The 24214-nt window shown below is 71.2% G+C and carries 20 protein-coding genes, 1 pseudogene and 2 riboswitches; of the genes and pseudogenes, 15 read left to right on the top strand and 6 right to left on the bottom strand.

Annotated elements, in window-relative coordinates; all coding sequences use genetic code 11:
* Positions 1-11: 11 nt before the first annotated feature.
* A complete protein-coding gene (gene glgX / locus ACQZOG_RS21040; protein ID WP_430741722.1) occupies positions 12-2264 on the bottom strand; it encodes a glycogen debranching protein GlgX in 2253 nt (750 codons plus the stop codon).
* A gap of 185 nt (positions 2265-2449) precedes the next feature.
* On the opposite strand from glgX, the gene ACQZOG_RS21045 reads away from it, so the two are divergent.
* The 7 genes and pseudogenes from ACQZOG_RS21045 to ACQZOG_RS21075 all read left to right on the top strand — a co-directional run.
* Positions 2450-3676 carry a L,D-transpeptidase gene (locus ACQZOG_RS21045; RefSeq protein ID WP_430741723.1) on the top strand — a complete coding sequence of 409 codons (1227 nt, stop codon included), beginning with the start codon at positions 2450-2452 and terminating at the stop codon, positions 3674-3676.
* A gap of 152 nt (positions 3677-3828) precedes the next feature.
* Positions 3829-5070, top strand: a complete 1242-nt coding sequence (locus tag ACQZOG_RS21050) for a L,D-transpeptidase (RefSeq protein ID WP_430741724.1) — start codon at positions 3829-3831, stop codon at positions 5068-5070.
* A 125-nt stretch (positions 5071-5195) separates the two neighbouring features.
* The gene (locus ACQZOG_RS21055) at positions 5196-5963 is read left to right on the top strand and encodes an enoyl-CoA hydratase/isomerase family protein (protein ID WP_359596836.1); all 768 of its coding nucleotides are present in this window, start codon (positions 5196-5198) and stop codon (positions 5961-5963) included.
* Positions 5964-6142: 179 nt separating this feature from the next.
* Positions 6143-6751 carry an ATP-binding protein gene (locus tag ACQZOG_RS21060; RefSeq protein ID WP_078493017.1) on the top strand — a complete coding sequence of 203 codons (609 nt, stop codon included), beginning with the start codon at positions 6143-6145 and terminating at the stop codon, positions 6749-6751.
* Between the two features lie 84 nt (positions 6752-6835).
* On the top strand, positions 6836-7750 hold the full coding sequence (locus tag ACQZOG_RS21065) for a MerR family transcriptional regulator (RefSeq protein WP_033276038.1): 915 nt from the start codon (positions 6836-6838) through the stop codon (positions 7748-7750).
* A gap of 42 nt (positions 7751-7792) precedes the next feature.
* The gene (locus ACQZOG_RS21070; RefSeq protein WP_033276037.1) at positions 7793-8005 is read left to right on the top strand and encodes an EF-hand domain-containing protein; all 213 of its coding nucleotides are present in this window, start codon (positions 7793-7795) and stop codon (positions 8003-8005) included.
* Between the two features lie 215 nt (positions 8006-8220).
* Positions 8221-8886 (top strand): annotated as a pseudogene (locus ACQZOG_RS21075) (NADPH-dependent F420 reductase); the annotation flags it as partial.
* A 10-nt stretch (positions 8887-8896) separates the two neighbouring features.
* Here ACQZOG_RS21075 and ACQZOG_RS21080 read toward each other — a convergent pair.
* The 5 genes from ACQZOG_RS21080 to gcvT form a co-directional block, all read right to left on the bottom strand.
* The gene (locus tag ACQZOG_RS21080; RefSeq protein WP_033276035.1) at positions 8897-9454 is read right to left on the bottom strand and encodes a glycoside hydrolase family 25 protein; all 558 of its coding nucleotides are present in this window, start codon (positions 9452-9454) and stop codon (positions 8897-8899) included.
* Positions 9455-9560: 106 nt separating this feature from the next.
* On the bottom strand, positions 9561-10928 hold the full coding sequence (locus ACQZOG_RS21085; RefSeq protein WP_037641699.1) for an L-serine ammonia-lyase: 1368 nt from the start codon (positions 10926-10928) through the stop codon (positions 9561-9563).
* A 166-nt stretch (positions 10929-11094) separates the two neighbouring features.
* Positions 11095-12354 carry a serine hydroxymethyltransferase gene (glyA, locus tag ACQZOG_RS21090; protein ID WP_019524355.1) on the bottom strand — a complete coding sequence of 420 codons (1260 nt, stop codon included), beginning with the start codon at positions 12352-12354 and terminating at the stop codon, positions 11095-11097.
* A 14-nt stretch (positions 12355-12368) separates the two neighbouring features.
* Positions 12369-12746: a glycine cleavage system protein GcvH gene (gene gcvH, locus ACQZOG_RS21095; RefSeq protein WP_033276033.1), complete on the bottom strand. Its 378-nt coding sequence runs from the start codon at positions 12744-12746 to the stop codon at positions 12369-12371.
* 123 nt (positions 12747-12869) lie between these two features.
* A complete protein-coding gene (gene gcvT / locus ACQZOG_RS21100) occupies positions 12870-13988 on the bottom strand; it encodes a glycine cleavage system aminomethyltransferase GcvT (protein ID WP_037641701.1) in 1119 nt (372 codons plus the stop codon).
* Between the two features lie 35 nt (positions 13989-14023).
* Positions 14024-14146, bottom strand: a riboswitch (glycine riboswitch).
* A riboswitch (glycine riboswitch) is annotated at positions 14147-14247 on the bottom strand.
* Between the two features lie 223 nt (positions 14248-14470).
* Here gcvT and ACQZOG_RS21105 point away from each other — a divergent pair.
* The 8 genes from ACQZOG_RS21105 (at position 14471) to ACQZOG_RS21140 (ending at position 24153) form a co-directional block, all read left to right on the top strand.
* Positions 14471-15139: an AAA family ATPase gene (locus ACQZOG_RS21105; RefSeq protein ID WP_033276031.1), complete on the top strand. Its 669-nt coding sequence runs from the start codon at positions 14471-14473 to the stop codon at positions 15137-15139.
* Between the two features lie 835 nt (positions 15140-15974).
* On the top strand, positions 15975-16751 hold the full coding sequence (locus ACQZOG_RS21110; RefSeq protein ID WP_058916990.1) for an enhanced serine sensitivity protein SseB: 777 nt from the start codon (positions 15975-15977) through the stop codon (positions 16749-16751).
* Positions 16752-16857: 106 nt separating this feature from the next.
* Complete coding sequence (locus ACQZOG_RS21115) at positions 16858-17640, top strand: enhanced serine sensitivity protein SseB C-terminal domain-containing protein (protein WP_037641706.1); 783 nt, start codon at positions 16858-16860, stop codon at positions 17638-17640.
* Positions 17641-18073: 433 nt separating this feature from the next.
* Positions 18074-19744 (top strand): ABC transporter substrate-binding protein, encoded by a 1671-nt coding sequence (locus ACQZOG_RS21120; RefSeq protein ID WP_033276028.1) that lies wholly within the window; start codon positions 18074-18076, stop codon positions 19742-19744.
* Positions 19745-19851: 107 nt separating this feature from the next.
* On the top strand, positions 19852-20856 hold the full coding sequence (locus ACQZOG_RS21125) for an ABC transporter permease (protein ID WP_033276027.1): 1005 nt from the start codon (positions 19852-19854) through the stop codon (positions 20854-20856).
* A 1-nt stretch (position 20857) separates the two neighbouring features.
* A complete protein-coding gene (locus ACQZOG_RS21130; RefSeq protein ID WP_033276026.1) occupies positions 20858-21817 on the top strand; it encodes an ABC transporter permease in 960 nt (319 codons plus the stop codon).
* 6 nt (positions 21818-21823) lie between these two features.
* Positions 21824-22825, top strand: coding sequence for an ABC transporter ATP-binding protein (locus tag ACQZOG_RS21135; RefSeq protein ID WP_033276025.1), 1002 nt, complete (start codon positions 21824-21826; stop codon positions 22823-22825).
* Positions 22822-24153 carry an ABC transporter ATP-binding protein gene (locus ACQZOG_RS21140; RefSeq protein ID WP_203550064.1) on the top strand — a complete coding sequence of 444 codons (1332 nt, stop codon included), beginning with the start codon at positions 22822-22824 and terminating at the stop codon, positions 24151-24153. Before ACQZOG_RS21135 ends, ACQZOG_RS21140 begins: the two co-directional genes overlap by 4 nt.
* The last annotated feature ends 61 nt before the right edge of the window (positions 24154-24214 follow it).

A 24214-nucleotide genomic window follows, 5' to 3' on the forward strand; every position in this document is an offset into this window, starting at 1 on the left:
CGCCCTTCGCGTCAGGGCCGCACCCGCAGCAGCAGCACCGACCGTCCGGGCACGCGCACCGGCGCCCCCGCCCGGTGCACCACGGCGGGCGCGCGGTCCTGCTCCTCCCGCGCCGTGTCGACGACCACCTCGTACCGCTCGGCCCACGGAGGCCCCGGCAGGACGAACTCCACCGGTTCCGCGCCCGCGTGCAGCACGGCCAGGAAGCTGTCGTCGAGCACCGGCGCCCCCTGCTCGTCCCGCCCCGGGATGTCCCGCCCGGAGAGGTACATGCCGAGCGTGGCGGCCGGCGCGTACCAGTCGTCCTCGGTCATCTCCCGTCCGTGCGGGGTGAACCAGGCCAGGTCCCGCAGCCCGTCCGCGGCGTGCGCCCGGCCGGAGAAGAAGGAGCGGCGGCGCAGCACCGGATGTTCGTGGCGCAGCGCGATCAGCCGCGAGGTCAGCTCCAGCAGCGGACGCCACTCCGGGTCGTCCCGCAGGCTCCAGTCCACCCAGCCGATCTCGTTGTCCTGGCAGTAGGCGTTGTTGTTGCCGCGCTGGGTGCGGCCCATCTCGTCGCCCGCCACCAGCATCGGCACGCCCGTCGACAGCAGCAGCGTGGTCAGCAGGTTGCGCAGCTGCCGCCGCCGCAGGGCGCGCACGTCAGGGTCGTCCGTCCCGCCCTCCACGCCGCAGTTCCACGACCGGTTGTCGTCCGTGCCGTCGCGGTTGCCCTCCCCGTTGGCCTCGTTGTGCTTGCGGTCGTACGACACCAGGTCGCGCAGGGTGAAACCGTCGTGCGCGGTGACGAAGTTGACCGAGGCGTACGGCCGCCGCCCGCCCCAGGCGTACAGGTCGCTGGAGCCGGACAGCCGGTAGCCCATCTCCCGCACGTCCGGCAGCGCGTGGCGCCAGAAGTCCCGCACGGCGTCCCGGTAGCGGTCGTTCCACTCCGTCCACAGGGGTGGGAAGGCGCCCACCTGGTAGCCGCCCGACCCGACGTCCCACGGCTCCGCGATCAGCTTCACCCGGCGCAGCACCGGGTCCTGCGCGATCACCGCGAGGAACGGGGAGAGCATGTCGACGTCGTGCATGGAGCGGGCCAGCGCCGCCGCCAGGTCGAAGCGGAAGCCGTCGACGCCCATCTCCGTCACCCAGTAGCGCAGCGAGTCCGTGATCAGCCGCAGCACGTGCGGCTGCACCACGTGCAGGGTGTTGCCGCACCCGGTGTAGTCGGCGTACCGGCGGGCGTCGGGCTGGAGGCGGTAGTAGCCGCGGTTGTCGACGCCCTTCAGGGACAGGGTGGGGCCCAGCTCGCCCGCCTCGGCGGTGTGGTTGTAGACGACGTCGAGGATCACCTCGATGCCGGCCGCGTGCAGCGCGCGCACCATCCGCTTGAACTCGCCGACCTGCTGCCCGGCCGTCCCGGAGGCCGCGTAGGCGGCGTGCGGGGCGAAGTAGCCGACGGAGTTGTAGCCCCAGTAGTTGCGCAGCCCCCGGCGCAGCAGATGGTCCTCGTGCGCGAACTGGTGCACCGGCAGCAGCTCGACGGCCGTCACGCCCAGCTTCACCAGGTGCTCGATCGCCGCCGGGTGCGCGAGCCCCGCGTAGGTGCCGCGCAGCTCCTCCGGGACGCCCGGGTGCCGCTGGGTGAAGCCGCGCACGTGCAGCTCGTAGATGACCGAGTCGGCCCACGGGGTCTTCGGCCGCCGGTCGTCCGCCCAGTCGTCGTCGTCATGCACGACCACGCCCTTCGGCACGTACGGCGCCGAGTCCCGGTCGTCGCGCACGGTGTCCGCGACATGCTGCTCCGGCCAGTCCCGGACGTGCCCGTACACCTCGGGCGGCAGCGTGAAGTCCCCGTCCACGGCGCGCGCGTACGGGTCGAGCAGCAGCTTCGCCGGGTTCCAGCGCCCGCCCGTCCACGGGTCCCACCGGCCGTGCACCCGGTAGCCGTACCGCTGCCCCGGCAGCACCCCCGGCACGAAGCCGTGCCAGATGCCGTGCGTCAGCTCGGTCAGCGGGGCCCGGCTCTCCCGGCCGTGCTCGTCGAACAGGCACAGCTCCACGCCCTCCGCCCCGCCCGCCCAGAGCGCGAAGTTCGTCCCCGCCACCCCGTCCGGTCCGGTGCGGAACCGGGCGCCCAGCGGCGTCGGCCGGCCCGGCCGGACGGGCACCGTGGGCACGGGCGGCGCCGGCCGCGCGCCGTTCACGACGACGGCCGGGCGCCCGTCCCCGGTGGCCCGCTCTCCGGCCACCGCCTCCTGCTCGGCTGCGCTGGACACCTGTCAGCCTCCCGCGGCTCGTGGGGGACGACGGCGGACAGGGGAGCCACGGCCCGTGCGGCCCGGCCGCGGCTCCCCGGTGCGTCGTCCTCCCACAGTTCTGCCCAGAGCGCGCCTCGCACTCACGTTTCCCCGAGGGGCGGCATGGTCGTTTCCCGGAGGCGAGGCCCGTCGTTGGGTACCGCGTGAGGCACGTACAAGGGCGCGCACGGCGCGCGAGGGCCGCGCTGGCCGTCGTAGTGACATGGGCAGGACTGCTGACCGCGACCGCCGGGTGCAGCTCGGAGGGCCCCGTTGCGGGGGCGTTCGGGCCGCCGGGGCGGGGGGAGACCATCCAGGTGTCCCCGCGCGACGGCAGCAAGGGCGTCCGCCCCGGCGACGCGCTGCGGGTGCGGGTGGCCGAGGGCCGGCTGGAGTCGGTGAAGGCGGTCGTGTGGCAGGACGCGCGCGAGTCGCCGGTCCCGGGCCGGATCTCCGAGGACGGCCGCAGCTGGAAGCCCGACGACGAACGCCTCGCCCTCGCCGCGAAGTACACCGTCGACGCGGTCGCCGTGGACGGCTCGGGACGCCGCTCCGCCCGGCACACCACGTTCACCACGCACGTCCCGGAGGAACGCTTCATCGGCTACGTCGCCCCCGAGGACCGGTCCACCGTCGGCACCGGGATGATCGTGTCCCTGGAGTTCAACCGGAAGATCACCCGCCGTGCCGCCGTGGAGCGCGCGGTCAGGGTCACGGCACGGCCCGCCGTGGAGATCCGCCCCCACTGGTTCGGCGACACCCGCCTGGACTTCCGCCCCGAGGAGTACTGGAAGCCCGGCACCGAGGTCACCGTCGACCTGAACCTGCGCGACGTGGAGGGCGCGCCCGGCGTCTACGGCCTCCAGCGCCGCACCTTCACCTTCACCGTCGGCCGCAGCCAGGTGTCCGTGGTCGACGCCGCCGCCCACACCATGCGGGTGCGGCGGGACGGGGACCTGCTCGCCACCGTGCCGGTCACGGCGGGCGCGGCGAAGACGCCCACGTACAACGGCAAGATGGTGATCACCGAGATGCTCGAGGTCACCCGCATGGACAGCCGCACGGTCGGCTTCGGCGGCGAGTACGACATCCCCGACGTCCCGCACGCCATCCGGCTGACCAGTTCCGGCACCTTCCTGCACGGCAACTACTGGGCCGCGCCCGAGGTGTTCGGCAGCGGCAACGTCAGCCACGGCTGCGTCGGCCTGCGCGACGTGAAGGGCGGCGGCGCGGACACCCCGGCGGGCTGGTTCTTCGACCGCAGTCTGATCGGCGACGTCGTCGAGGTCGTCAACAGCAAGGACCGCACGGTCGCGCCGGACAACGGACTCGGCGGCTGGAACATGAACTGGAAGGAATGGAAGGCGGGCGGCGCGGTGAACCGCCGCTGACCGCACCCCCTCGGCCGGACCGTTGAACTTGGAACGGAACGGTGACAGAACCGCCGCCTTCCAGGCCCTTGGCCAGTGGTTACCATTCGCCGTGTGCGCGAGAGGCGCGCTGGGGGGCCGGGTCCGGCCAGACCCGCCGAGGGGAGAAACAAGTGAACGTGGGGCCGATATCGGGGGCGTCGGTGGGCGCGCGGCGCGGCGGCAGGAAACTGGCCGCGCTGGCACTCGGGGTGATGCTGGCGGTCACCGCCTGCGGCGGGGGATCGGAGCCGGGCTCCGGCTCGGACGACGGCAAGGGCAAGGGCAAGGACTCCACGGCGGCGCGCAGCACGCAGTCCGAGGCGCGGGTGACCATCGCGCCGCGCGACGGCGCCGAGTCGGTGGAGACCAGCGGTGAGCTGAAGGTGACGGCCGCCCGGGGCAAACTGACCGAGGTGGTCGTCAAGAACGCCAAGGGCAAGGCCGTCGAGGGCGCGATATCCGGGGACGGCGCCTCCTGGACGCCGTCCACCCACCTCGCCGCCTCCACCAGCTACACGGTGCACGCGGTCGCCGAGGACGCCGAGGGCCGCACCACCACGCAGGACTCCCGCTTCACCACTTTGACGCCGAAGGAGACGTTCATCGGGCACTTCACCCCTGAGGACGGCTCCACCGTCGGCGTCGGCATGCCCTTCTCCCTCAACTTCACCCGGGGCATCACCAAGCCCGAGGACGTCGAGAAGGCCGTCCGCATCACCACCGAGCCGGCCGTCGAGGTCGAAGGCCACTGGTTCGACAACGACCGCCTGGACTTCCGCCCGCAGACGTACTGGAAGGCCGGCACCAAGGTCACCGTCGACCTGAACCTCGACGGGGTCGAGGGCCGCGACGGCGTCTACGGCGAGCAGTCCAAGAAGATCTCCTTCACCATCGGCCGCAGCCAGATCTCCGTCGTCGACGCCAAGAAGCACACCATGAAGGTGATGCGCGACGGCAAGGTGATCAAGAAGATCAAGGTCACCACCGGCGCGCCGGGCTACGAGACCTGGAACGGCAAGATGGTCATCAGCGAGAAGCACAAGGTGACCCGCATGAACGGCGAGACCGTCGGTTACGCCGGCGAGTACGACATCGAGGACGTTCCGCACGCCATGCGCCTGTCCACCTCCGGCACCTTCATCCACGGCAACTACTGGGGCGGCGACGCCTTCGGCAACCGCAACGCCAGCCACGGCTGCGTCGGCCTGCGCGACGTGAAGGGCGGCTGGGACAAGAAGGCCCCGGCGGCCTGGTTCTTCGACAACTCGCTGATCGGCGACGTGGTCGAGGTCAAGAACAGCGACGACGCGGTGATCGCGCCGGACAACGGCCTCAACGGCTGGAACATGTCCTGGGAGAAGTGGAAGGCGTAAACCTGACGTTCGTCCTGCCCACGGCCCCGGTGTCCGCACCGGGGCCGTGGGCGTCTCCGGTACCGGAATCGGGTGTGAGCCACGGCACCGGAGCGCACGGCGTTAGTCACCGTTAACCTGCTGGCATGACCGTACATCTCGAAGTCGCCGAGGGCGTCGGCACGCTGCGCCTGGACCGGCCGCCCATGAACGCGCTGGACGTCGCCACGCAGGACCGTCTGAAGGAGCTCGCCGAGGAGGCCACGCGCCACGAGGACGTGCGCGCCGTGGTGATCTACGGCGGCGAGAAGGTGTTCGCGGCGGGCGCGGACATCAAGGAGATGCAGGCCATGGACCACACCGCGATGGTCCTGCGCGCCCGCGGCCTCCAGGACTCCTTCACCGCCGTGGCCCGCATCCCCAAGCCCGTCGTCGCCGCCGTCACCGGCTACGCGCTCGGCGGCGGCTGCGAGCTCGCCCTGTGCGCCGACTACCGGATCGCCGGGGAGAACGCCAAGCTCGGCCAGCCGGAGATCCTGCTCGGCCTGATCCCGGGCGCGGGCGGCACCCAGCGGCTGGCCCGGCTCGTCGGCCCGTCCAAGGCCAAGGACCTGATCTTCACCGGCCGTCAGGTGAAGGCCGACGAGGCGCTCGCCCTCGGCCTGGTGGACCGCGTGGTCCCCGCCGACGAGGTCTACACCCAGGCACACGCATGGGCGGCGAAGCTGGCGCAGGGGCCGGCGCTCGCGCTGCGGGCGGCCAAGGAGTCCGTCGACACCGGCCTGGAGACGGACATCGACACCGGGCTCGCGGTGGAGCGCAACTGGTTCGCGGGCCTGTTCGCCACGGAGGACCGCGAGCGGGGCATGCGCAGCTTCGTGGAGGAGGGCCCCGGCAAGGCGAAGTTCCTGTGACGAGCAGTTGAAATCCCCGCAAGGGGCTTGCAGTTGACGTCATGTCTGATTGGGCCCTCTCGGCGGTACGCATTATGGGAGCCTTAACGCACCCTTAAGCCGTGTCCGTCGAGGGGGCCCGTCGATTGCCCGAGCATGAGTCGTTTTCGCAGGTCGAGCAGGCTTTCGGAGGCATCGGCATGCCTGTGGCACATGCCGGAGGACCAGGAACGGGCGGGGGCGCACGGGGGGCGTATTCCCTCGGAACGGCCCCGGCCCTCCCGGCGGGCGGCCATGATGGGGCCATGGCGGGGCTGGAGGGCATGGAACAGCCGCGGGGAGACGGACGCGCCATCGCGTCACGCTGGTCGCCGACGGTCGAGGACGAACGTGCCGTGCACGCGCTGGAGACGCACGGCGACCCTACGGAGGGTGAAGTTCCGCTCCCGTCCCTCCCCGAGTCCGCCGCCGTCGCCCGCCGACTGGTCCAGATCGTCATCCTGCGCCGCTGGGGCCTGACCCCCAAGCTCACCGAGGACGCCGTACTGCTCGTCTCCGAACTCGTCGGCAACGCCGTACGCCACACCGGGGCCCGCGCCTTCGGGCTGCGCATGCGGCACCGCCGGGGCTGGATCCGCGTCGAGGTCCGCGACCCGTCCCGCGCCCTGCCCTGTCTGATGCCGGTGCAGGAGATGGACATCAGCGGCCGTGGCCTGTTCCTCGTCGACAAACTCGCCGACCGCTGGGGCGTCGACCTCCTCTCCCACGGCAAGACCACCTGGTTCGAGATGCGCGTGGCGGACCGCTGACCTCCCCGCCCCCGGGGCACACCGGGGGCACCCGCCACCGCGCGGCTTGAGTCTCCACCCGCTGGAAGGCCCAGACTCCCCGACATGACCCACGACGGCACCGGGCTCCTCACCATCGGGGCACTCGCCCGCGCCACCGGCCTGTCCGTGCGCACCATCCGCTACTGGTCCGACGAGGGCGCCCTGCCGCCCGTGGCGCGGTCCGCGGGCGGCTACCGGCTCTACGACGCCGGCTCCGTCGCCCGGCTGGAACTGGTCCGCACCCTGCGGGAACTGGGCCTCGGCCTCGACGACGTGCGCCGGGTGCTCACCGGCGAGACCACGGTCGCCCAGGTCGCGGCCGCACACGTGGCCGCGCTGGACGCGCGGATCCGGTCGCTGAAGGTGACCCGCGCGGTGCTGTCGACCGTGGCCCGCAGGGGCTCGACCGCCGAGGAGACGACCCTGATGAACCGACTGGCCAGACTGTCCGCCGCCGAGCGCGCCCGCATCCTCGACGACTTCATGACCGAGATCTTCCAGGGGCTCGACACCGCGGACCCCGACATCCGGCAACGCCTGCGGTTCGCCGCGGCCGACCTGCCCGACGACCCCACACCCGAGCAGGTGGACGCCTGGGTGGAACTCGTCGAGCTGATCCAGGACCCCGGGTTCCGGACCGTCATGCGCGGGATGATCGAGTTCAACGCCGCCGACCGGGGCCCCGGCGTGCCCGGCGGCAGCTCCCTGTGGTTCATGAGCCGCCTGATCCGCGGCGCGGGCGAGGCCCTGCGCGACGGCGTCGAGCCGGGCACACCCCGCGCCGCGGCCGTGCTGCGCGACCTGATCGGCGACGCCGACCCGGCCGCCGTGCTGAAGCGCCTCGCGGCGGCGGCCGACCCGCGCCTGGTCCGCTACCGCGAACTGTCCGGCGTGGTGAACGGATGGGACCGGCCCTCCGCCCACACCGAGGAGTTCGGATGGGTGGTCGCCGCGCTGGAGGCGCGGGCCGCCGGATAATCTTGGCCGCGACAGAACCAGTACCAGCGAAGGGGCGGACCGGTGGCGGACATCGAGGAAGCACGCAAGCAGTTCGAGCGGATCGACACGAACGGGGACGGCTACATCACCGCTGCCGAGTTCAAGACCGCGCTGGCCCAGGGCGGCGACTGGAACGTCACCGAGGCCGTCGCCGAGGCCGTCATCAAGGCACAGGACCTCGACGGCGACAAGCTTCTGTCCTTCGACGAGTTCTGGATCCACCTGAACAAGTAGGACCGGACCCGTAGGCCGGACATTCCCCGGCGCCGGAGTTCCGGCGCCGGGAATCCCCGCGGTGGGAATCCCCGCGGACGCCGCACGGGGCCCGCAACGGGGGCCGTACGGGCGAAAGCGCCGGGAATGGTCCGCCCGCCCCCGGGGTTGGTGCCGATCATTGAGGTTTCCAGAAACCTCGGCGACATCGACCCCCGGAAAGGGCGAGGCGAGCAGACATGAAGATCGGCATCATCGGCGCGGGCAACATCGGCGGAAACCTCACGCGACGGCTCACGGCACTCGGCCACGACGTCTCCGTCGCCAACTCCCGCGGCCCGCACACCCTCAAGGAACTCGCCGACGAGACCGGCGCGACCCCGGTACGGGCCGAGGAGGCCGCGCGCGGCGCCGAGATCGCCGTCGTCACCGTGCCGCTCAAGGCCGTGCCCGACCTGCCCTCCGGACTGTTCGACGAGGCCGCCGACGGCCTGGTCGTCATCGACACCGGCAACTACTACCCGCGGCAGCGCGACGGCAGGATCGCCGGCATCGAGGACGAGGGCCTCACCGAGAGCCGCTGGACCGAGCGCCAGATCGGCCACCCCGTCGTCAAGGCGTTCAACGGCACCTACGCCCAGGACCTGCTGGACCGGCACCGCCCCGCGGGCGACCCCGAGCGCATGGCCCTTCCCGTCGCCGGCGACGACGAGGCCGCCAAGCGCAAGGTCCGCGACCTGATCGAGGAACTGGGCTTCGACACCGTCGACGCGGGCGGCATCGACGGCTCCTGGCGCCAGCAGCCCGGCACCCCCGTCTACGGCCTGCGCGGAAGCGCCGACGCCGTCACCCGCGCCCTCGCCGAGGCATCCACGGAGCGCCCGGAGGAGTTCCGCGGCTAGATCCGCGCTTTCAGCCGCCCGCCCATTCCCGCAGCGCCGACCCGCTGGAGAAGTCCGCCACGTTCTTGTCCAGCGGGTCGTCGGTGTACTGGTGGAAGCGCCAGTCCGCCTTGATGCGCGGTTTCCCGGCGGCCGCCGCGTAATCGGCGATCCAGAGGCCGTCGCCCGCGTAGGAAGTGGTGTCGACGTTCAGCCAGAAGTGGCGGTTGCAATAGAGAATGACCTTGTGATGGGGGCGGAGTTCCTTCACCTTGCGGATGAAGCGGTCCTTCTCGGAATTGCTCGCGTGCGAGCCGCCCCCCGTCGTCTCCCAGTCCACCGCGAGGATGTCCCCCCGCGTCTCGGGCGCCTTGCTGACGAAGTACTCGGCCTGTTCGGTGAGGTTCCCCGGCCAGAGGAAGTGGTAGAACCCGACCACCAGGCCGGCGTCCCGTCCCCTCTTGGTCTGGGCGGCCAGTTTCGGATTCACGTACGAACGGCCTTCCGTCGCCTTGATGAAGACGAAGGAAAGGCCGTCCGTGTCGTACGAGGAGGACTGGTAGGAACTGACGTCGATGCCACGCAGCATGCAGGTTCTCCCGTGTGGTGCTGTGGGGGGACGGGACTTGATGGTTCCCCGTTTCAACCTGCTTGACGCAAAGCCCTGTTCAGCGAGGCGTTTCCCGGCGCCCGGCTCAGCACTCGATGATGTTCACCGCGAGCCCGCCCCGCGCGGTCTCCTTGTACTTCACCGACATGTCCGCCCCGGTCTCCTTCATGGTCTTGATGACCTTGTCCAGGGACACCTTGTGCGAGCCGTCGCCGCGCATCGCCATCCGGGCGGCGGTCACCGCCTTGACGGCGGCCATGCCGTTGCGCTCGATGCACGGGATCTGCACCAGGCCGCCGACCGGGTCGCAGGTCAGCCCCAGGTTGTGCTCCATGCCGATCTCGGCCGCGTTCTCCACCTGCTCCGGGGAACCGCCCAGCACCTCCGCGAGCGCGCCCGCCGCCATCGAGCAGGCGGAGCCCACCTCGCCCTGGCAGCCGACCTCGGCGCCGGAGATGGAGGCGTTCTCCTTGAAGAGCATGCCGATGGCGCCCGCCGCGAGCAGGAAGCGGACCACGCCCTCCTCGTCGGCGCCCGGCACGAAGTTCATGTAGTAGTGCAGGACCGCCGGGATGATGCCCGCCGCGCCGTTCGTCGGAGCGGTGACGACCCGGCCGCCGGCCGCGTTCTCCTCGTTCACCGCCATCGCGTAGAGGGTGATCCACTCCATCGCGAGCGCCTGCGGGTCCCCCTCGGAGCGCAGCTTGCGGGCGGTGGTGGCGGCCCGGCGGCGGACCTTCAGGCCGCCCGGCAGAATGCCCTCGCGGGTCATGCCCCGCTCCACGCAGGCCCGCATCACGCGCCAGATCTCCAGCAGCCCTTCGCGGATCTCCTCCTCGGTCCGCCAGGCGCGCTCGTTCTCCAGCATCAGCGCGGAGATCGACAGGCCGGTCTCCTTGGTGAGGCGGAGCAGCTCGTCACCGGTGCGGAAGGGGTACTTCAGGACGGTGTCGTCCAGCACGATGCGGTCCGCGCCCACGGCGTCCTCGTCGACGACGAAACCGCCGCCGACCGAGTAGTACGTCTTGGCCAGCAGCTCCGCGCCGGAGGAGTCGTACGCCCACAGGGTCATGCCGTTGGCGTGGTAGGGCAGCGCCTTGCGGCGGTGCAGCACCAGGTCGTCGTCGTAGGAGAAGCCGATCTCGTGCTCGCCGAGCAGCCGGATCCGGCCGCCGTCCTTGATCTTCTCCACGCGCTCGTCGGCCGACTCGACGTCCACCGTGCGCGGCGAGTCGCCCTCAAGGCCGAGCAGCACCGCCTTGGGCGTGCCGTGGCCGTGTCCGGTGGCGCCCAGGGAGCCGTACAGCTCCGCCCGCACGGAGGCGACGGAGTCCAGGAGGTCCTCGTTGCGCAGCCGCCGGGCGAACATGCGGGCCGCCCGCATCGGGCCGACCGTGTGCGAGCTGGACGGGCCGATGCCGATCGAGAACAGGTCGAAGACCGAGATGGCCACGGGAGGACTCCTCAGGGTTCGGCGGACGACGCTGTCCACCGGGGGAAGGGCGGTTCACTGGGTCGGGCGGGGTGCTGAATCGTTCATGCGCTGCATGGTGCGGGGCACCGCGCCCACCGACCCAGTGTGCGCGATGCCCCGTGTGTCCGTGAAAAAGCGGACGGTATTACCGCAGACCGGGGTACAGCGGGTGCTTCGCGGCCAGCGCCGCGACCCGGCCCCGGAGCGCCTCGGCGTCGTACGACGGCTTCAGCGCCTCGGCGATCACGTCCGCGACCTCGGCGAAGTCCTCGGCCGTGAAGCCGCGGGTGGCGAGGGCGGGCGTGCCGATGCGCAGACCCGAGGTGACCATCGGAGGCCGCGGGTCGTTCGGGATCGCGTTCCGGTTGACGGTGATGCCGACCTCGTGCAGCCGGTCCTCGGCCTGCTGGCCGTCCAGCTCCGAGTTCCGCAGGTCCACCAGGACGAGGTGCACGTCCGTGCCGCCGGACAGCACGTCCACGCCCACGGCCTTCACGTCGTCCCGCACCAGACGCTCGGCCAGGATGCGGGCGCCCTCCAGGGTGCGGCGCTGGCGCTCCTTGAACTCCTCCGAGGCGCACACCTTGAAGGCGACGGCCTTGGCGGCGACCACGTGCTCCAGCGGACCGCCCTGCTGGCCCGGGAACACCGCGGAGTTGATCTTCTTGGCCAGCTCGGCCGTGGAGAGGATCACACCGCCGCGCGGACCGCCGAGGGTCTTGTGCGTGGTGGTCGTCACGACGTGGGCGTGCGGCACCGGGTTCGGGTGCAGGCCCGCGGCGACCAGACCGGCGAAGTGCGCCATGTCGACCATCAGGTACGCGCCGACCTCGTCCGCGATCCGGCGGAACGCGGCGAAGTCCAGCTGACGCGGGTACGCCGACCAGCCGGCGACGATCAGCTTCGGCTTGTTCTCCTTGGCGAGACGCTCGACCTCGGCCATGTCGACCTGGCCGTCGTCGCCCACGTGGTACGCGACCACGTTGTAGAGCTTGCCGGAGAAGTTGATCTTCATTCCGTGGGTCAGGTGCCCGCCGTGCGCGAGGTTCAGACCCATGATCGTGTCACCCGGCTTGAGCAGGGCGAACATGGCGGCCGCGTTGGCCTGGGCGCCCGAGTGCGGCTGGACGTTGGCGTGCTCGGCGCCGAACAGTTCCTTCACCCGGTCGATGGCGATCTGCTCGATCACGTCGACGTGCTCGCAGCCGCCGTAGTAGCGGCGGCCGGGGTAGCCCTCGGCGTACTTGTTGGTCAGGACCGAGCCCTGGGCCTCCATGACCGCGACCGGGGCGAAGTTCTCCGAGGCGATCATCTCGAGGGTGGACTGCTGCCGGTGCAGCTCGGCGTCGACCGCGGCGGCGACCGCCGGGTCGAGCTCGTGCAGGGGCGTGTTCAGAAGCGACATGCGGATCCGGCTCCTCAGCCCGCGGTGAACGCGTCGTACTCGGCGGCGGACAGCAGGTCGGCCGGCTCGTCGGTGATCCGCACCTTGAACAGCCAGCCGCCCTCGAAGGGGGCCGAGTTCACGAGCGCCGGGTCGTTCACCACGTCCTCGTTGACCTCGGTGACCTCGCCGGAGACGGGGGAGTACAGGTCGCTGACGGACTTGGTGGACTCCAGCTCGCCGCAGGTCTCGCCCGCGCTCACCGTGTCACCGACCTCGGGGAGCTGGACGAAGACCACGTCGCCGAGCGCGTTGGCCGCGTGCTCCGTGATGCCGACCGTCGACACGCCGTCCTCGGCGGCCGACAGCCACTCGTGCTCCTTGCTGTAGCGCAGCTGCTGGGGGTTGCTCATGGCCTGAATTCTCCTGTACGCGGGAAACTGCTGATGACGGGGAGGGCGCGGGACGCGGCCGGACGGGTGGCACACCCGGGCCACGGACGCGCGGGGACGGCCCGGAGGCTGCCTACGACGGTGTCACTTCTGCCGCTTGTAGAACGGCAGCGCCACGACGTCGTACGGCTCGTGGCTGCCGCGGATGTCCACACCGACGCCCTCGGCGCCCGGCTCCGCGTGGGCGGCGTCGACGTAGGCCATGGCGATCGGCTTCCCCAGGGTGGGGGAGGGGGCGCCGGAGGTGACCTCGCCGATCCGCTCGCCGCCGGCGACCACCGCGTACCCGGCGCGCGGCACCCGGCGGCCGTGGGCGACCAGGCCGACCAGGACGCGCGGCGGGTTCTTCGCGGCGCGCTCCGCGGCCTCGGCGAGGGCGGCGCGGCCCACGAAGTCGCCCTCCTTCTCGAACTTCACCACCCGGCCGAGACCGGCGTCGAAGGGCGTGAGGGAGGTGCTCAGCTCGTTGCCGTACAGCGGCATGCCCGCCTCGAGGCGGAGCGTGTCCCGGCAGGACAGACCGCACGGGACCAGCCCGTGGCCCTCACCCGCCTTGGTCAGCGCCTGCCACAGCTCCACGGCGTGCTCCGGCTTCACGAACAGCTCGAAGCCGTCCTCGCCGGTGTAGCCGGTGCGGGCGATCAGCGCGGGGACCCCGGCCACGGTGCCCGGCAGGCCGGCGTAGTACTTCAGGCCGTCCAGGTCGGCGTCGGTGAGGGAGCGCAGGATCGCCGGGGACTCGGGGCCCTGCACGGCCAGCAGCGCGTAGGCGTCGCGGTCGTCGCGCACCTCGGCGTCGAAGCCCGCGGCCCGCTCGGTCAGCGCGTCCAGGACCACTTGGGCGTTGGAGGCGTTGGCCACGACCATGTACTCGGTGTCGCCCAGCCGGTAGACGATCAGGTCGTCCAGGATGCCGCCGTCCTCACGGCAGATCATGGTGTAGCGGGCGCGGCCCGGCTTCACCCCCGAGATGTTGCCGACCAGCGCGAAGTCCAGCAGCGCGGCGGCCTGCGGGCCGGTGACCGTGATCTCGCCCATGTGCGAGAGGTCGAACAGGCCGGCCCTCGTGCGCACGGCGTTGTGCTCGTCCCGCTCGGAGCCGTAGCGCAGGGGCATGTCCCAGCCGGCGAAGTCGGTCATCGTCGCGCCGAGCGACCGATGCAGGGCATCGAGCGCGGTGCGGCGGGGTTCGTTACTGCTCATCGGTCGGTCTCCCAGGGGCATGACAGCGAGGTCGTTCCTCCCCATCTGTCATCGGAACCTGAGAGGTTCGCCATGACCACCGGTGACACGGCGATCAGGACTTGCACCTTGGGTGGGGCCCCGGAGCACTGCCACGGCGGCCCGCTTTTCAGATGTGCCTCGCCCGCGCGGTAACGGTGCCTGAGAGATTCAAGGGAGGGACTTGCTCCTTCGGCGCCCCGGCGGCACACGGTGCCGGGGACTCTCCCGCGCGGATTCAAACGGCCGGTATGCAGTTGGCGCGCACATCATTGCACGCATCGGGGGACACCGGCAGGGGGACCCTTGCCGGGCGTGCACCGCTCGTGCAGGCTCGGTCACAGGGAGCTGTGACAGGCCTGTAGCGGTATGAGCACGCAACCGCGAGCGACCTGGCATTACCTTCTCTTTACACGCTGCGGGGATCGGACACCGTATCCGGCCCCAGGGGGAGGACGACCACGGTGAACAGGCCCACGGCGTACGCCGCCACCACAGGCGTGGCGCTGCCGCGGCAGCACGCCCACCGGGCCGGCGGCGCCCGTGACACGGCGCCCGCCGCCCTCGTCCAGGACCTGCGCGCCCGCTCCGGACGCAGCCCCCGCGCCCTGCTCTTCGGCCCCCGTGACCTCGTCGTCGTCACCGGACTGCCCGGCAGCGGCAAGTCCACGCTGATGCGGCGCACGGTGCACGAGGACCGCGTCGACTCCCAGGACGCCCGTGACCGCTGGGACCGCCGCATGCCCCGCCTCCTGCCGTACGCGGTCTACCGCCCGCTGGTCCGGCTCGCCCACTACGCGGGACTGCGCCGCGTGCTGCGCTCAGGCCGGCCCGTCGTCGTGCACGACTGCGGCACCCAGGCCTGGGTACGGCGCTGGCTGGCCCGCGAGGCCCGCCGCCGCGGGGCCGCACTGCATCTGCTGCTCCTCGACGTCCCGCCCGAGGAGGCACTGGCCGGGCAGCTGGAGCGCGGCCGGGGCGTCTCGCGCTACGCCTTCCGCCGCCACCGCACGGCGTGCGGACGGCTGCTCGACGCGGTGGAGTCAGGACGCGTGCCGGAGGGCTGCGCCTCGGCGGTGCTCGTCGACCGGGACGCGGCGAACACCTTGCGGCGCATCGGCTTCACCGGCTGACTGGCCGACGCACGTCTGGTGGGGGGCCGGCTCCGCCGGCTGATCGAAACGCCGTACGTCCGCTGCCGGGTCGGCTCCACCGGCCGACCGGCAGGCGCACGCCCCGCGTCGGGCCGGCTTCACCGGGCTGATCGAGCGGCGTATGTCCGGTGCACCGGGGCGGTGGCACCGGCTGGCGGGTCGGCGCACGTCCTGTGCCGGGTCGGCTTCCACGGCCGACCGGCAGGCGTACGCCCCGCGTCGGGCCGGCTTCGGCGGCTGGCGGGTCAGCGCACGTCCGGTGCGGGGGCGGCGGCACCCGCTGATCGATGGCGCACGTCCTGTGCCGGGCCGGCTGACCGGCAGGCGCACGCCCCGCATCGAGCAGGCTTCACCGGTTGACGGGTCGGCGCATGCCTTGTGCCGGGGCGGTGGCATCGGCTGACCGGACGGCGCACGTCCTGTGCGGGGTCGGCTTCGCCGGTCGACGGGTCGGCGTACGCCCCGCGTCGGGCCGGCTTCACCGCCTGGCGGGTCGGAGCCTTGCGCCGGGGCGGTGGCATCGGCTGACGGTCGGCGCACGTCCTGCGTCAGGCCGGTTTCACCGGCTGGCGGGTCGGCGCACGCCCTGTGCGGGGTCGGCTTCGCCGGCTGGCGGGTCGGCGCACGTCCTGTGCCGGGTCGGCTTCGCCGGCGGACGGGCCGGCGCACGTCATGTGCGGGGTCGGCTTCGCCGGTCGACGGGGCGGTGCACGTGCCGGGGCGGTTCCACCGGCCGACCGGACGGCGAGCGCCCCGTGCGGGACCGGCTAGCCTTTCCGCCAAGCAGTGGCATCAGGCAGACGGTGGGCGACAGATGGACTTCCCGGCGGACAACCCGGAGCGGACGCACTTCCACCCGCACGGCGGGTGGCCCGGCAACGAACTGGAGGAGGCGCTCTCCGCCTCCCTCGGCGTCCCCTCGGCGGGAGCCCGCATCGTCGAGGTCCTCGGCCGCAGCTTCGTGTGGGTGCCCCTGCCCAACGGGGGCGGTCCGCACAGCGGCCCCCTCGACCTGCCCACCATGGAGTTGGACGGCCAGGCGTACGTGCCGGTCTTCAGCTCCGAGGAGCAGTTCCGTCAGGTCGTCGGCGCCCACATGGGCTGCACCATCGCCCCCGCCGTGGAGTTCGCCCGCGGACTGCCGCCGCAGGCCGGCATCGTGGTCAACCCGGGCGGCACGGTCGCCGTCCCGCTGCCGCCGGCCGCGGTGGCCGAGCTGTGCCGGGCGGGGCGCACCCCGCTCGACGGCGCCGCGAGCGGCGGCCGGGTCCGGCTGTTCGAACCGGACTGGCAGGACGACCCGGTGGACTTCCTCGCCGCCGCCTCGCAGGAGTTCGACGCCCTCGGCGTGGTGGCGACCGCCCGCCGCTGCCTGGCCGCCGTCGAGACGGCCGACCCCGTGCTGTTCGTCGGCGTGGAGCTGCTGCACTGGGAGGGCGACCCGCGCGCACTGCCCCTGGACGCCCTCGGCCGGGCGCTGGGCCGCAGCCCCGCCCGATGGCCGGTCAACCTCGTCGTCCTCGACGTGGCCCAGGACCCGGTCGCCGACTGGCTGCGCGCCAAGGTCCGCCCCTTCTACCAGCGTGCCTGACGCGCCGCCGCCCCGTCTTCCGCGCACTGACCGCAGACCGCCGGAGGCCGTCGGCATAAGCTAGGGAGCATTGGCCGGAAGGGTGTTGTACGGAGGGGCGATACAAGTGAGCGCTGGCACCGCGGCGGCCGGACAGGTCGAGCACATGCTGCGCCAGGTGACGCCCGGGCGTTACGACGCCTACGAGGCCTTGCTGCGCGCCCTCGCCACCCCCTCGTCCGGCAGGGTCTGGATGCTGCTCTGGCACGGCCAGGCCGGCTCGCCCGACGCCCAGTACGGGACCATGGAGGTCGACGGGCACGGCTACGCGCCCTGCGTGACCTCCGCCCAGGAGCTGTCCGCCAGCGGCTGGAACCGCTCGTACGAGGTGGTCGACGGGCTCGAGGTGGCCCGCGCGCTCTACCTGGACCGCCACGGCCTCTGGCTCAACCCGCACGCGCCCGGCGGCGGCGTCGGCATCCCCTGGCTCGACCTGCGCCGCATCGCCGGCGGACTCGACCAGCAGCCCGCGGGACCGCTGCGGCTGTCCGAACCGGCCATCGAGATCCCGCAGTTCTACGCGCTCCTCGCGCAGAACGCCCACCGCACCCCGGCCGTGCGCGCGCTGCGCCGCGCCTGGGTGCAGCCCGCGCTGGGCGCCCCGTACCTCGCCATCGGCCTGGACGTGTACGACACCTCGCCGCCCGCCGTGGAGTCGGTGCGGCAGATGATGCGGCAGTCGCTGCCCGCGGTGCCCGACGGTCTGCCGGTCTCCACCGTCGCCCTGTCCGACGAGCACGACCCGGTCGCGATGTGGCTGCGCGTCAACGGGCGTCCGTTCTACGACCGTGAGGCGCACGCCCCGGCCCCCGCCGCGGGCTACGGCTATCCGCCCGCGCACCACCTCTGACCGGTACGTCTTCCCGAGGCCCCCGGCGCGGCACCCCCGCCGCCGGGAGCCTCGCGCGTGGTGACGCAGCGTCACGGTGTCCAGCATGTGGACACTGGAGGCGGGTGTGGCGCCCGTCCTGGGGCCGTCCACAGCTGATCCCATGTCAGATTCTGTCGGATGCGGTCAGCTACCTCACGCTGACCCCCTGTCACCTGCGGTTTCACCGCGCCTTCACGCCATCCGAGCCCGAATGGGCGGCACTTGGGGCGCCGTCGTTTGTGTCGCCGGTGTTAAATCATCGCGCGAAGATGCCGGAACAGTCCCTTATGTCGACTGTTCAGATCTCAGGTAGGTATCACCGCTATCCGGACTGTTCCTGACTCACTGCGAACGTCTGTAGTGTTCGGCCGGTCAAGATGCATCCACATAGCGGACCCGGAGTGGCCCCAGTATGCGCATATTCAAGACCCGAGCCGTTCGGGCGATCACGGCCGCGGTCGCGGTCGGCCTGATCGCCACGGGCTGCGCCAGCGAGCGGGACAGTGACAACGAGAGCGGCGGCAAGAAGGACACCTTCGTGTTCGCCGGTGCGGGCGACCCGGGATCCCTGGACCCTGCCCTCGCGAGTGACGGTGAAACCTTCCGCGTGACCCGCCAGGCGTTCGAGGCCCTCCTCGAGCACGAGTCGGGCGGCACCAAGCTGGTCGGCGGCCTCGCCGAGACCTGGTCGAGCAACGACGCGGGCACCGTCTGGACCTTCAACCTCCGCAAGGGCGTGAAGTTCCACGACGGCGAGGCGTTCAACGCCGCCGCGGTCTGCGCCAACTACGACCACTGGTTCAACTGGAAGGGCACCTACCAGTCGAGCGCGGTCTCCTACTACTGGCAGACCATCATGGGCGGGTTCGCGAAGAACGAGGACCCGGAGACGCCCGAGGCGAACTACAAGAGCTGCACCGCGAAGGACGAGAACACCGCCGTCATCGAGGTCAAGCAGCCCTCCGCCAACCTCCCCGGCGGCTTCTCGCTGAACGCCCTCGCCATCCACTCGCCGAAGGCGATCAAGGAGTACGAGAAGCAGGAGGCGACCGCCAAGGGCGACGCCATCACGTACCCCAAGTACAGCCAGGAGGCCGGCACGGTCGCCGGTACCGGCCCGTACAAGATCGTCAAGTGGAACAAGGGCAACAAGGAAGTCACCCTCGAGCGCTTCGACGACTACTGGGGCGACAAGGCCAAGATCAAGAACCTGGTCTTCCGCACGATCGACACCGAGGAGGGCCGCCGCCAGGCGCTCCAGGCCGGTGACATCGACGGCTACGACCTCGTCGCTCCGGCCGACGTCAAGACCCTCGAGAACGAGGGCTACGTCGTCCCGACCCGTGGCGTCTTCAACCTCTTCTACGTGGGCATGAGCCAGTCGGCCAACCCCGCCCTGAAGAAGAAGGAGGTCCGCCAGGCGATCGCGCAGGCGATCGACAAGGAGAACCTGGTCAAGACCCAGCTGCCCGAGGGCGGCAAGGTGGCCGACCAGTTCATGCCGGACACCATCGCGGGCTACTCCAAGAACGTCACCAAGTACCCGTACGACCCCAACGCGTCCAAGGCGCTGCTGAAGAAGGCCGGCGCGCAGAACCTGACCATCGAGTTCTGCTACCCGACCGAGGTCACCCGCCCGTACATGCCTGCCCCGCAGGACCTGTTCGAGCTGATGAAGGCCGACCTGGAGAAGGCCGGCATCAAGGTCAAGCCGAAGGCCATGAAGTGGGCCCCGGACTACCTGGACGCCACCGAGGCCGGCTCCTGCGCCCTGCACATGCTCGGCTGGACCGGTGACTTCAACGACGGCTACAACTTCATCGGCACCTGGTTCGCCGGGTTCGACAAGCAGTGGGGCTTCAAGGACAAGAAGGTCTTCGACGCGGTGAACGCCGGCTCGAAGATGGGCAAGGCCGACGAGCGCACCGCGGCCTACGAGAAGGCCAACGAGGTCATCATGGACTACCTGCCCGGCGTCCCGATCTCGTCGTCCCCGCCGGCCATCGCCTTCGGCAAGAACGTCAACCCGCCGAACGTGTCGCCGCTGACGCAGGAAGTCTTCGCCGAAGCCTCCTTCAAGTAGGCGTACCGGCAGGAAATCGATAACGGGGTGGTCCGCCCGGCCGTCGCAACTCGGCGGCCGGGCGGGTCCGTTCATGTAAGACAACACGCAAGAAAGGGGCAAGCGGGGTGCTGCGTCTCGTCGTACGAAGACTGCTCCAGCTCATACCCACGCTGCTCGGCCTGTCGGTTCTGCTCTTCCTGTGGCTCGACCGGCTGCCCGGTGGACCCGCCTCAGCGATCCTGGGGGAGAGGGCCACCGAGGCCGAAGTGGCGCGCATCAACCGTGCGCTCGGGCTGGACCAGCCCATTTACGTCCAGTACTGGCGCTTCCTCAAGCGCATCTTCCAGGGCGACCTGGGAACCTCCGTCCAGACCGGGCAGCCCGTCACGGACGAGTTCTTCCTCCGGTTCCCGGCGACGGTGGAGCTGTCCCTGCTGGCCATGCTCATCGCCGTGGCGATCGGCATCCCCCTCGGTTACCTCGCCGCCCGCAAGCGCGGCGGCTGGCTCGACGTCGGCGCGGTCTCCGGCTCCCTCGTGGGCATCTGCATCCCCGTCTTCTTCCTCGGTCTCATCCTCAAGGAAGTCCTCGCCGTGAAGCTGGGCTTCTTCCCCAGCTACGGACGCATGGACACCGGCATCAACGCCACCGACGTGACCGGCTTCGCCGTCCTGGACGGTGTGCTCACCGGCGAGTTCGACGCCTCGTGGAACGCGATCCACCATCTGATCCTCCCGGCCGTCACCCTCGCCTCCATCCCGCTCGCGGTCATCGTCCGCATGACCCGCGCCAGCGTGCTCGAGGTGCAGGACGAGGACTACGTGCGCACCGCCCAGGCCAAGGGGCTCAAGAGCAGCGTCGTCCGCGGCCGTCACGTGCTGCGCAACGCGCTGCTGCCCGTGATCACGTCGGTCGGTCTGCTCACCGGCTCCCTGCTGTCCGGGGCCGTCCTCACCGAGTCCGTGTTCTCGTTCAACGGCATCGGCAACTTCATCAAGACGTCGATCGACGGCCGTGACTACCCGGTGCTGGTCGGGTTCATCATGTTCATCGCGATGGTGTACGTCCTGATCAACCTGCTGGTGGACCTGGCGTACAGCATCATCGACCCGAGAGTGCGGGTGCACTGACATGGCTGTCGCCACCAAGTCCGAGAAGATCCAGCGTCTCGCGGAACTGACGGCCGTCAGCGAGACCAGCACCGGCGCCAGCCTCTGGCGGGAGGCCTTCCGCCGGCTGAAGTCCAGCAAGATGGCGATCGTCGGCGCCGTCATCATCGTCGCGTTCGTGCTCGTCGCCGTCGTCGGGCCGTTCCTCGCGCCCTACTCGCCGAGCGCGCAGACCTGGCGCAACGAGGTCTTCCCCAACCAGGGCAAGTTCGTCGGGGCCCGCGACGGCAACTGGTTCGGCCTCGACCACCTCGGCCGTGACCTGTTCTCCCGCATGCTCGTCGGCGCCCGCCAGACGCTCCTCGTCGGCATCGTCGCCACGCTGATCGGCCTGGTCGCCGGCTTCCTGATCGGCATCGTCTCCGGCGCCGCGGCCACCCTCGGCGGCGACACCGGACGGCGCGTCGACTCCGTCATCATGCGCTTCATCGACATGATGCTGGCCCTGCCGTCGCTGCTGCTGGCCGTGTCCATCGCCGCCGTCATGGGGCAGTCGCTCACCACCGTGATGATCGCGGTGGGTGTGGTCCAGGTGCCGGTCTTCGCCCGCCTGCTGCGCGGCTCGATGCTGGCCCAGGGCAACGCGGACTACGTGCTCGCGGCCCAGTCCCTGGGCGTGCGCAAGCGGCGCATCGTGCTCTCGCAGATCCTGCCCAACTCGCTCAGCCCGGTGATCGTGCAGGCCACGCTCTCCCTGGCCACGGCGATCATCGAGGCGGCCGCCCTGTCCTACCTGGGCCTCGGCAACCCCGACCCGGCGATCCCCGAATGGGGCGTCATGCTCGCCCAGGCGCAGCGCTTCTTCAGCTACGCCCCCGCGATGGCGGTCTACCCCGCCGTCGGCATCATCATCACCGCCCTCGGCTTCACCCTCCTCGGCGAGGCCATGCGGGAAGCCCTCGACCCGAAGCTGAGGGGCTGAACCACCATGTCTCTGCTCACTGTCGACGAACTGACCGTCACCTTCGGCGGCCGCGGCCGCAAGGAGTCCCGGGCGGTCGACGGCATCTCCTTCGAGGTCGACCAGGGCCAGGTCGTGGGCCTGGTCGGCGAGTCCGGCTGCGGCAAGTCCGTCACCTCCCTGGCCCTGATGGGCCTGCTGCCCTCGAAGGGCCTCACCATCGGCGGCCGTGCCGAGTTCGACGGCACGGACCTGTTCACGATGAGTCCCTCCGCCCGCCGCGACCTGCGCGGCAGCGAGATGGCGATGATCTTCCAGGACCCGCTGTCCTCGCTGAACCCGGTCGTCCCGATCGGCGTGCAGGTCACCGAGATCCTGGAGCGCCACCGCGGGATGAAGGGGGAGGCCGCCCGCAAGGAGGCCGCCCACCTGCTGGACCGGGTCGGCATCCCCGACCCCACCCGGCGGCTCAAGGAGTACCCGCACCAGCTGTCCGGCGGCATGCGCCAGCGCGCGCTGATCGCCATGGCGGTGGCCTGCGCCCCGCGTCTGCTCATCGCGGACGAGCCCACCACGGCGCTCGACGTGACGATCCAGGCGCAGATCCTGGAGCTGCTCAAGGAGCTCGTGGACCAGGAGGGTACCGCCCTGCTGATGATCACCCACGACCTCGGTGTGGTCGCCGGCCTCTGCGACCAGGTCAACGTGCTCTACGCGGGCAAGGTCGTGGAGTCCGCCGGACGCCGCGAGCTGTTCGCCCACCCCACCCACCCCTACGCGCACGGACTGCTGGGCTCCATCCCGCGGCTCGACGCGCCCCGGGGCGAGCCGCTCAACCCCATCCGCGGCTCGATCAACGACCGCATCGCCTGGGCCGACGGCTGCGCCTTCGCGCCCCGCTGCGACCGGTACGAGATGGGCTGCCTGACCGGCACCCCGCAACTCGGCGAGCCCCGCGCGGCCGGTCACCAGGTGCGGTGCGTCAACCCCGTACTCGACGACGCGAAGGCCGAGGAGGTCCCCGCATGAGCCTGCTCGAACTGGACGGCGTCAAGGTCCACTTCCCCATCAAGAAGGGCGTCCTGGTCGACCGCACGGTCGGCCACGTGTACGCCGTGGACGGGGTGTCGCTGAAGGTCGAGGCCGGCGAGACCTACGGCCTGGTGGGCGAGTCCGGCTGCGGCAAGACCACCCTCGGGCGGTCGGTGCTGCGGCTGGTCGACATCACCGAGGGCTCGGTCGTCCTCGACGGCACCGACCTGGCGAAGCTGCCCGGCGAGGAGATGCGCCGCTTCCGGCGCCGGCTCCAGATGGTCTTCCAGGACCCGCTGGGCTCGCTCAACCCGCGGCAGAACATCGAGTCGATCCTGTCCGAGGGCATGATCGCCCACGGCATCGGCAAGGACCAGGAGGAGCGCCGGGAGAAGATCAAGGCCATCCTCGACAAGGTCGGCCTGCCCTCCAACGCGCTCGCCCGCTACCCGCACGAGTTCTCCGGCGGTCAGCGGCAGCGCATCGGCATCGCCCGCGCCCTCGTCCTCGAACCGGACGTGATCATCTGCGACGAGCCGGTCTCCGCGCTCGACGTGTCGGTGCAGGCCCAGGTCATCAACCTGCTGGAGGAGCTCCAGCAGGAACTCGGCTTGACCTACCTGGTGATCGCCCACGACCTCGCGGTGGTCCGGCACATCTCCGACACCATCGGCGTGATGTACCTGGGCTCGCTGGTCGAGGAGGCGCCGAGCGACGCGCTCTACGCCGAGCCGAAGCACCCGTACACCAAGGCCCTGATGTCGGCCGTGCCGGTGCCGGACCCGGAGGTGGAGGACAAGCGCGAGCGCATCCTGCTCACCGGTGACCTGCCCTCGCCGGCCAACCCGCCGAGCGGCTGCCGGTTCCACACCCGCTGCCCGTGGGCCCAGGCCGAGCGCTGTGCGACCGAGCGTCCCCAGCTGCGGGACGTCGGCGGCGGCCACCGGGTGGCGTGCCACTACGCGGAGGACATCGCGTCCGGGAAGCTCTCGCTGAACCAGGGCGAGGTGGTCTCGGCGACCCGCGAGGGCGTCGAGGACAACCCGGAGACGGACACTCCGGCCGAGGACACTCCGGCCGAAGACGCCCCGGCCAAGGTCCCGGCGCAGGCGGAGAAGCCCGCGAAGGACGCCCCGGTCGCCGAGGCCGACAAGGCCTCCGACGCCGACAAGGCCTCCGAGGCGGAGAAGCCGGCCAAGGCGGACAAGCCCGCCCAGGCGGAGAAGCCGGCCGACGGCGACAAGGCATCCGAGGCCGAGAAGCCTGCCAAGGCCGAGAAGCCTGCCGAGGCCGAGAAGGTCACCAAGGCCGACGAGGCTGTGTAACGGCGCACCCGAATGAAGCCCTCGCCTTGCTTTGCAAGGCGAGGGCTTCATTCTGCGCCAC

The organism is Streptomyces sp. P13-3-3 (assembly GCF_050571355.1).
In the GTDB taxonomy this organism is placed as follows: domain Bacteria; phylum Actinomycetota; class Actinomycetes; order Streptomycetales; family Streptomycetaceae; genus Streptomyces; species Streptomyces althioticus.

Excerpts from the sequence above, each read along its gene's own strand:
- gcvT (WP_037641701.1), bottom strand. The coding sequence starts at position 13,988 with ATGAGCAGTAACGAACCCCGCCGCACCGCGCTCGATGCCCTGCATCGG.
- ACQZOG_RS21060 (WP_078493017.1), top strand. The coding sequence starts at position 6,143 with ATGCCTGTGGCACATGCCGGAGGACCAGGAACGGGCGGGGGCGCACGG.
- ACQZOG_RS21110 (WP_058916990.1), top strand. The coding sequence starts at position 15,975 with ATGGACTTCCCGGCGGACAACCCGGAGCGGACGCACTTCCACCCGCAC.
- gcvH (WP_033276033.1), bottom strand. The coding sequence starts at position 12,746 with ATGAGCAACCCCCAGCAGCTGCGCTACAGCAAGGAGCACGAGTGGCTG.
- glyA (WP_019524355.1), bottom strand. The coding sequence starts at position 12,354 with ATGTCGCTTCTGAACACGCCCCTGCACGAGCTCGACCCGGCGGTCGCC.
- ACQZOG_RS21135 (WP_033276025.1), top strand. The coding sequence starts at position 21,824 with ATGTCTCTGCTCACTGTCGACGAACTGACCGTCACCTTCGGCGGCCGC.
- ACQZOG_RS21140 (WP_203550064.1), top strand. The coding sequence starts at position 22,822 with ATGAGCCTGCTCGAACTGGACGGCGTCAAGGTCCACTTCCCCATCAAG.
- ACQZOG_RS21120 (WP_033276028.1), top strand. The coding sequence starts at position 18,074 with ATGCGCATATTCAAGACCCGAGCCGTTCGGGCGATCACGGCCGCGGTC.
- ACQZOG_RS21055 (WP_359596836.1), top strand. The coding sequence starts at position 5,196 with ATGACCGTACATCTCGAAGTCGCCGAGGGCGTCGGCACGCTGCGCCTG.
- ACQZOG_RS21130 (WP_033276026.1), top strand. The coding sequence starts at position 20,858 with ATGGCTGTCGCCACCAAGTCCGAGAAGATCCAGCGTCTCGCGGAACTG.
- ACQZOG_RS21080 (WP_033276035.1), bottom strand. The coding sequence starts at position 9,454 with ATGCTGCGTGGCATCGACGTCAGTTCCTACCAGTCCTCCTCGTACGAC.
- ACQZOG_RS21065 (WP_033276038.1), top strand. The coding sequence starts at position 6,836 with ATGACCCACGACGGCACCGGGCTCCTCACCATCGGGGCACTCGCCCGC.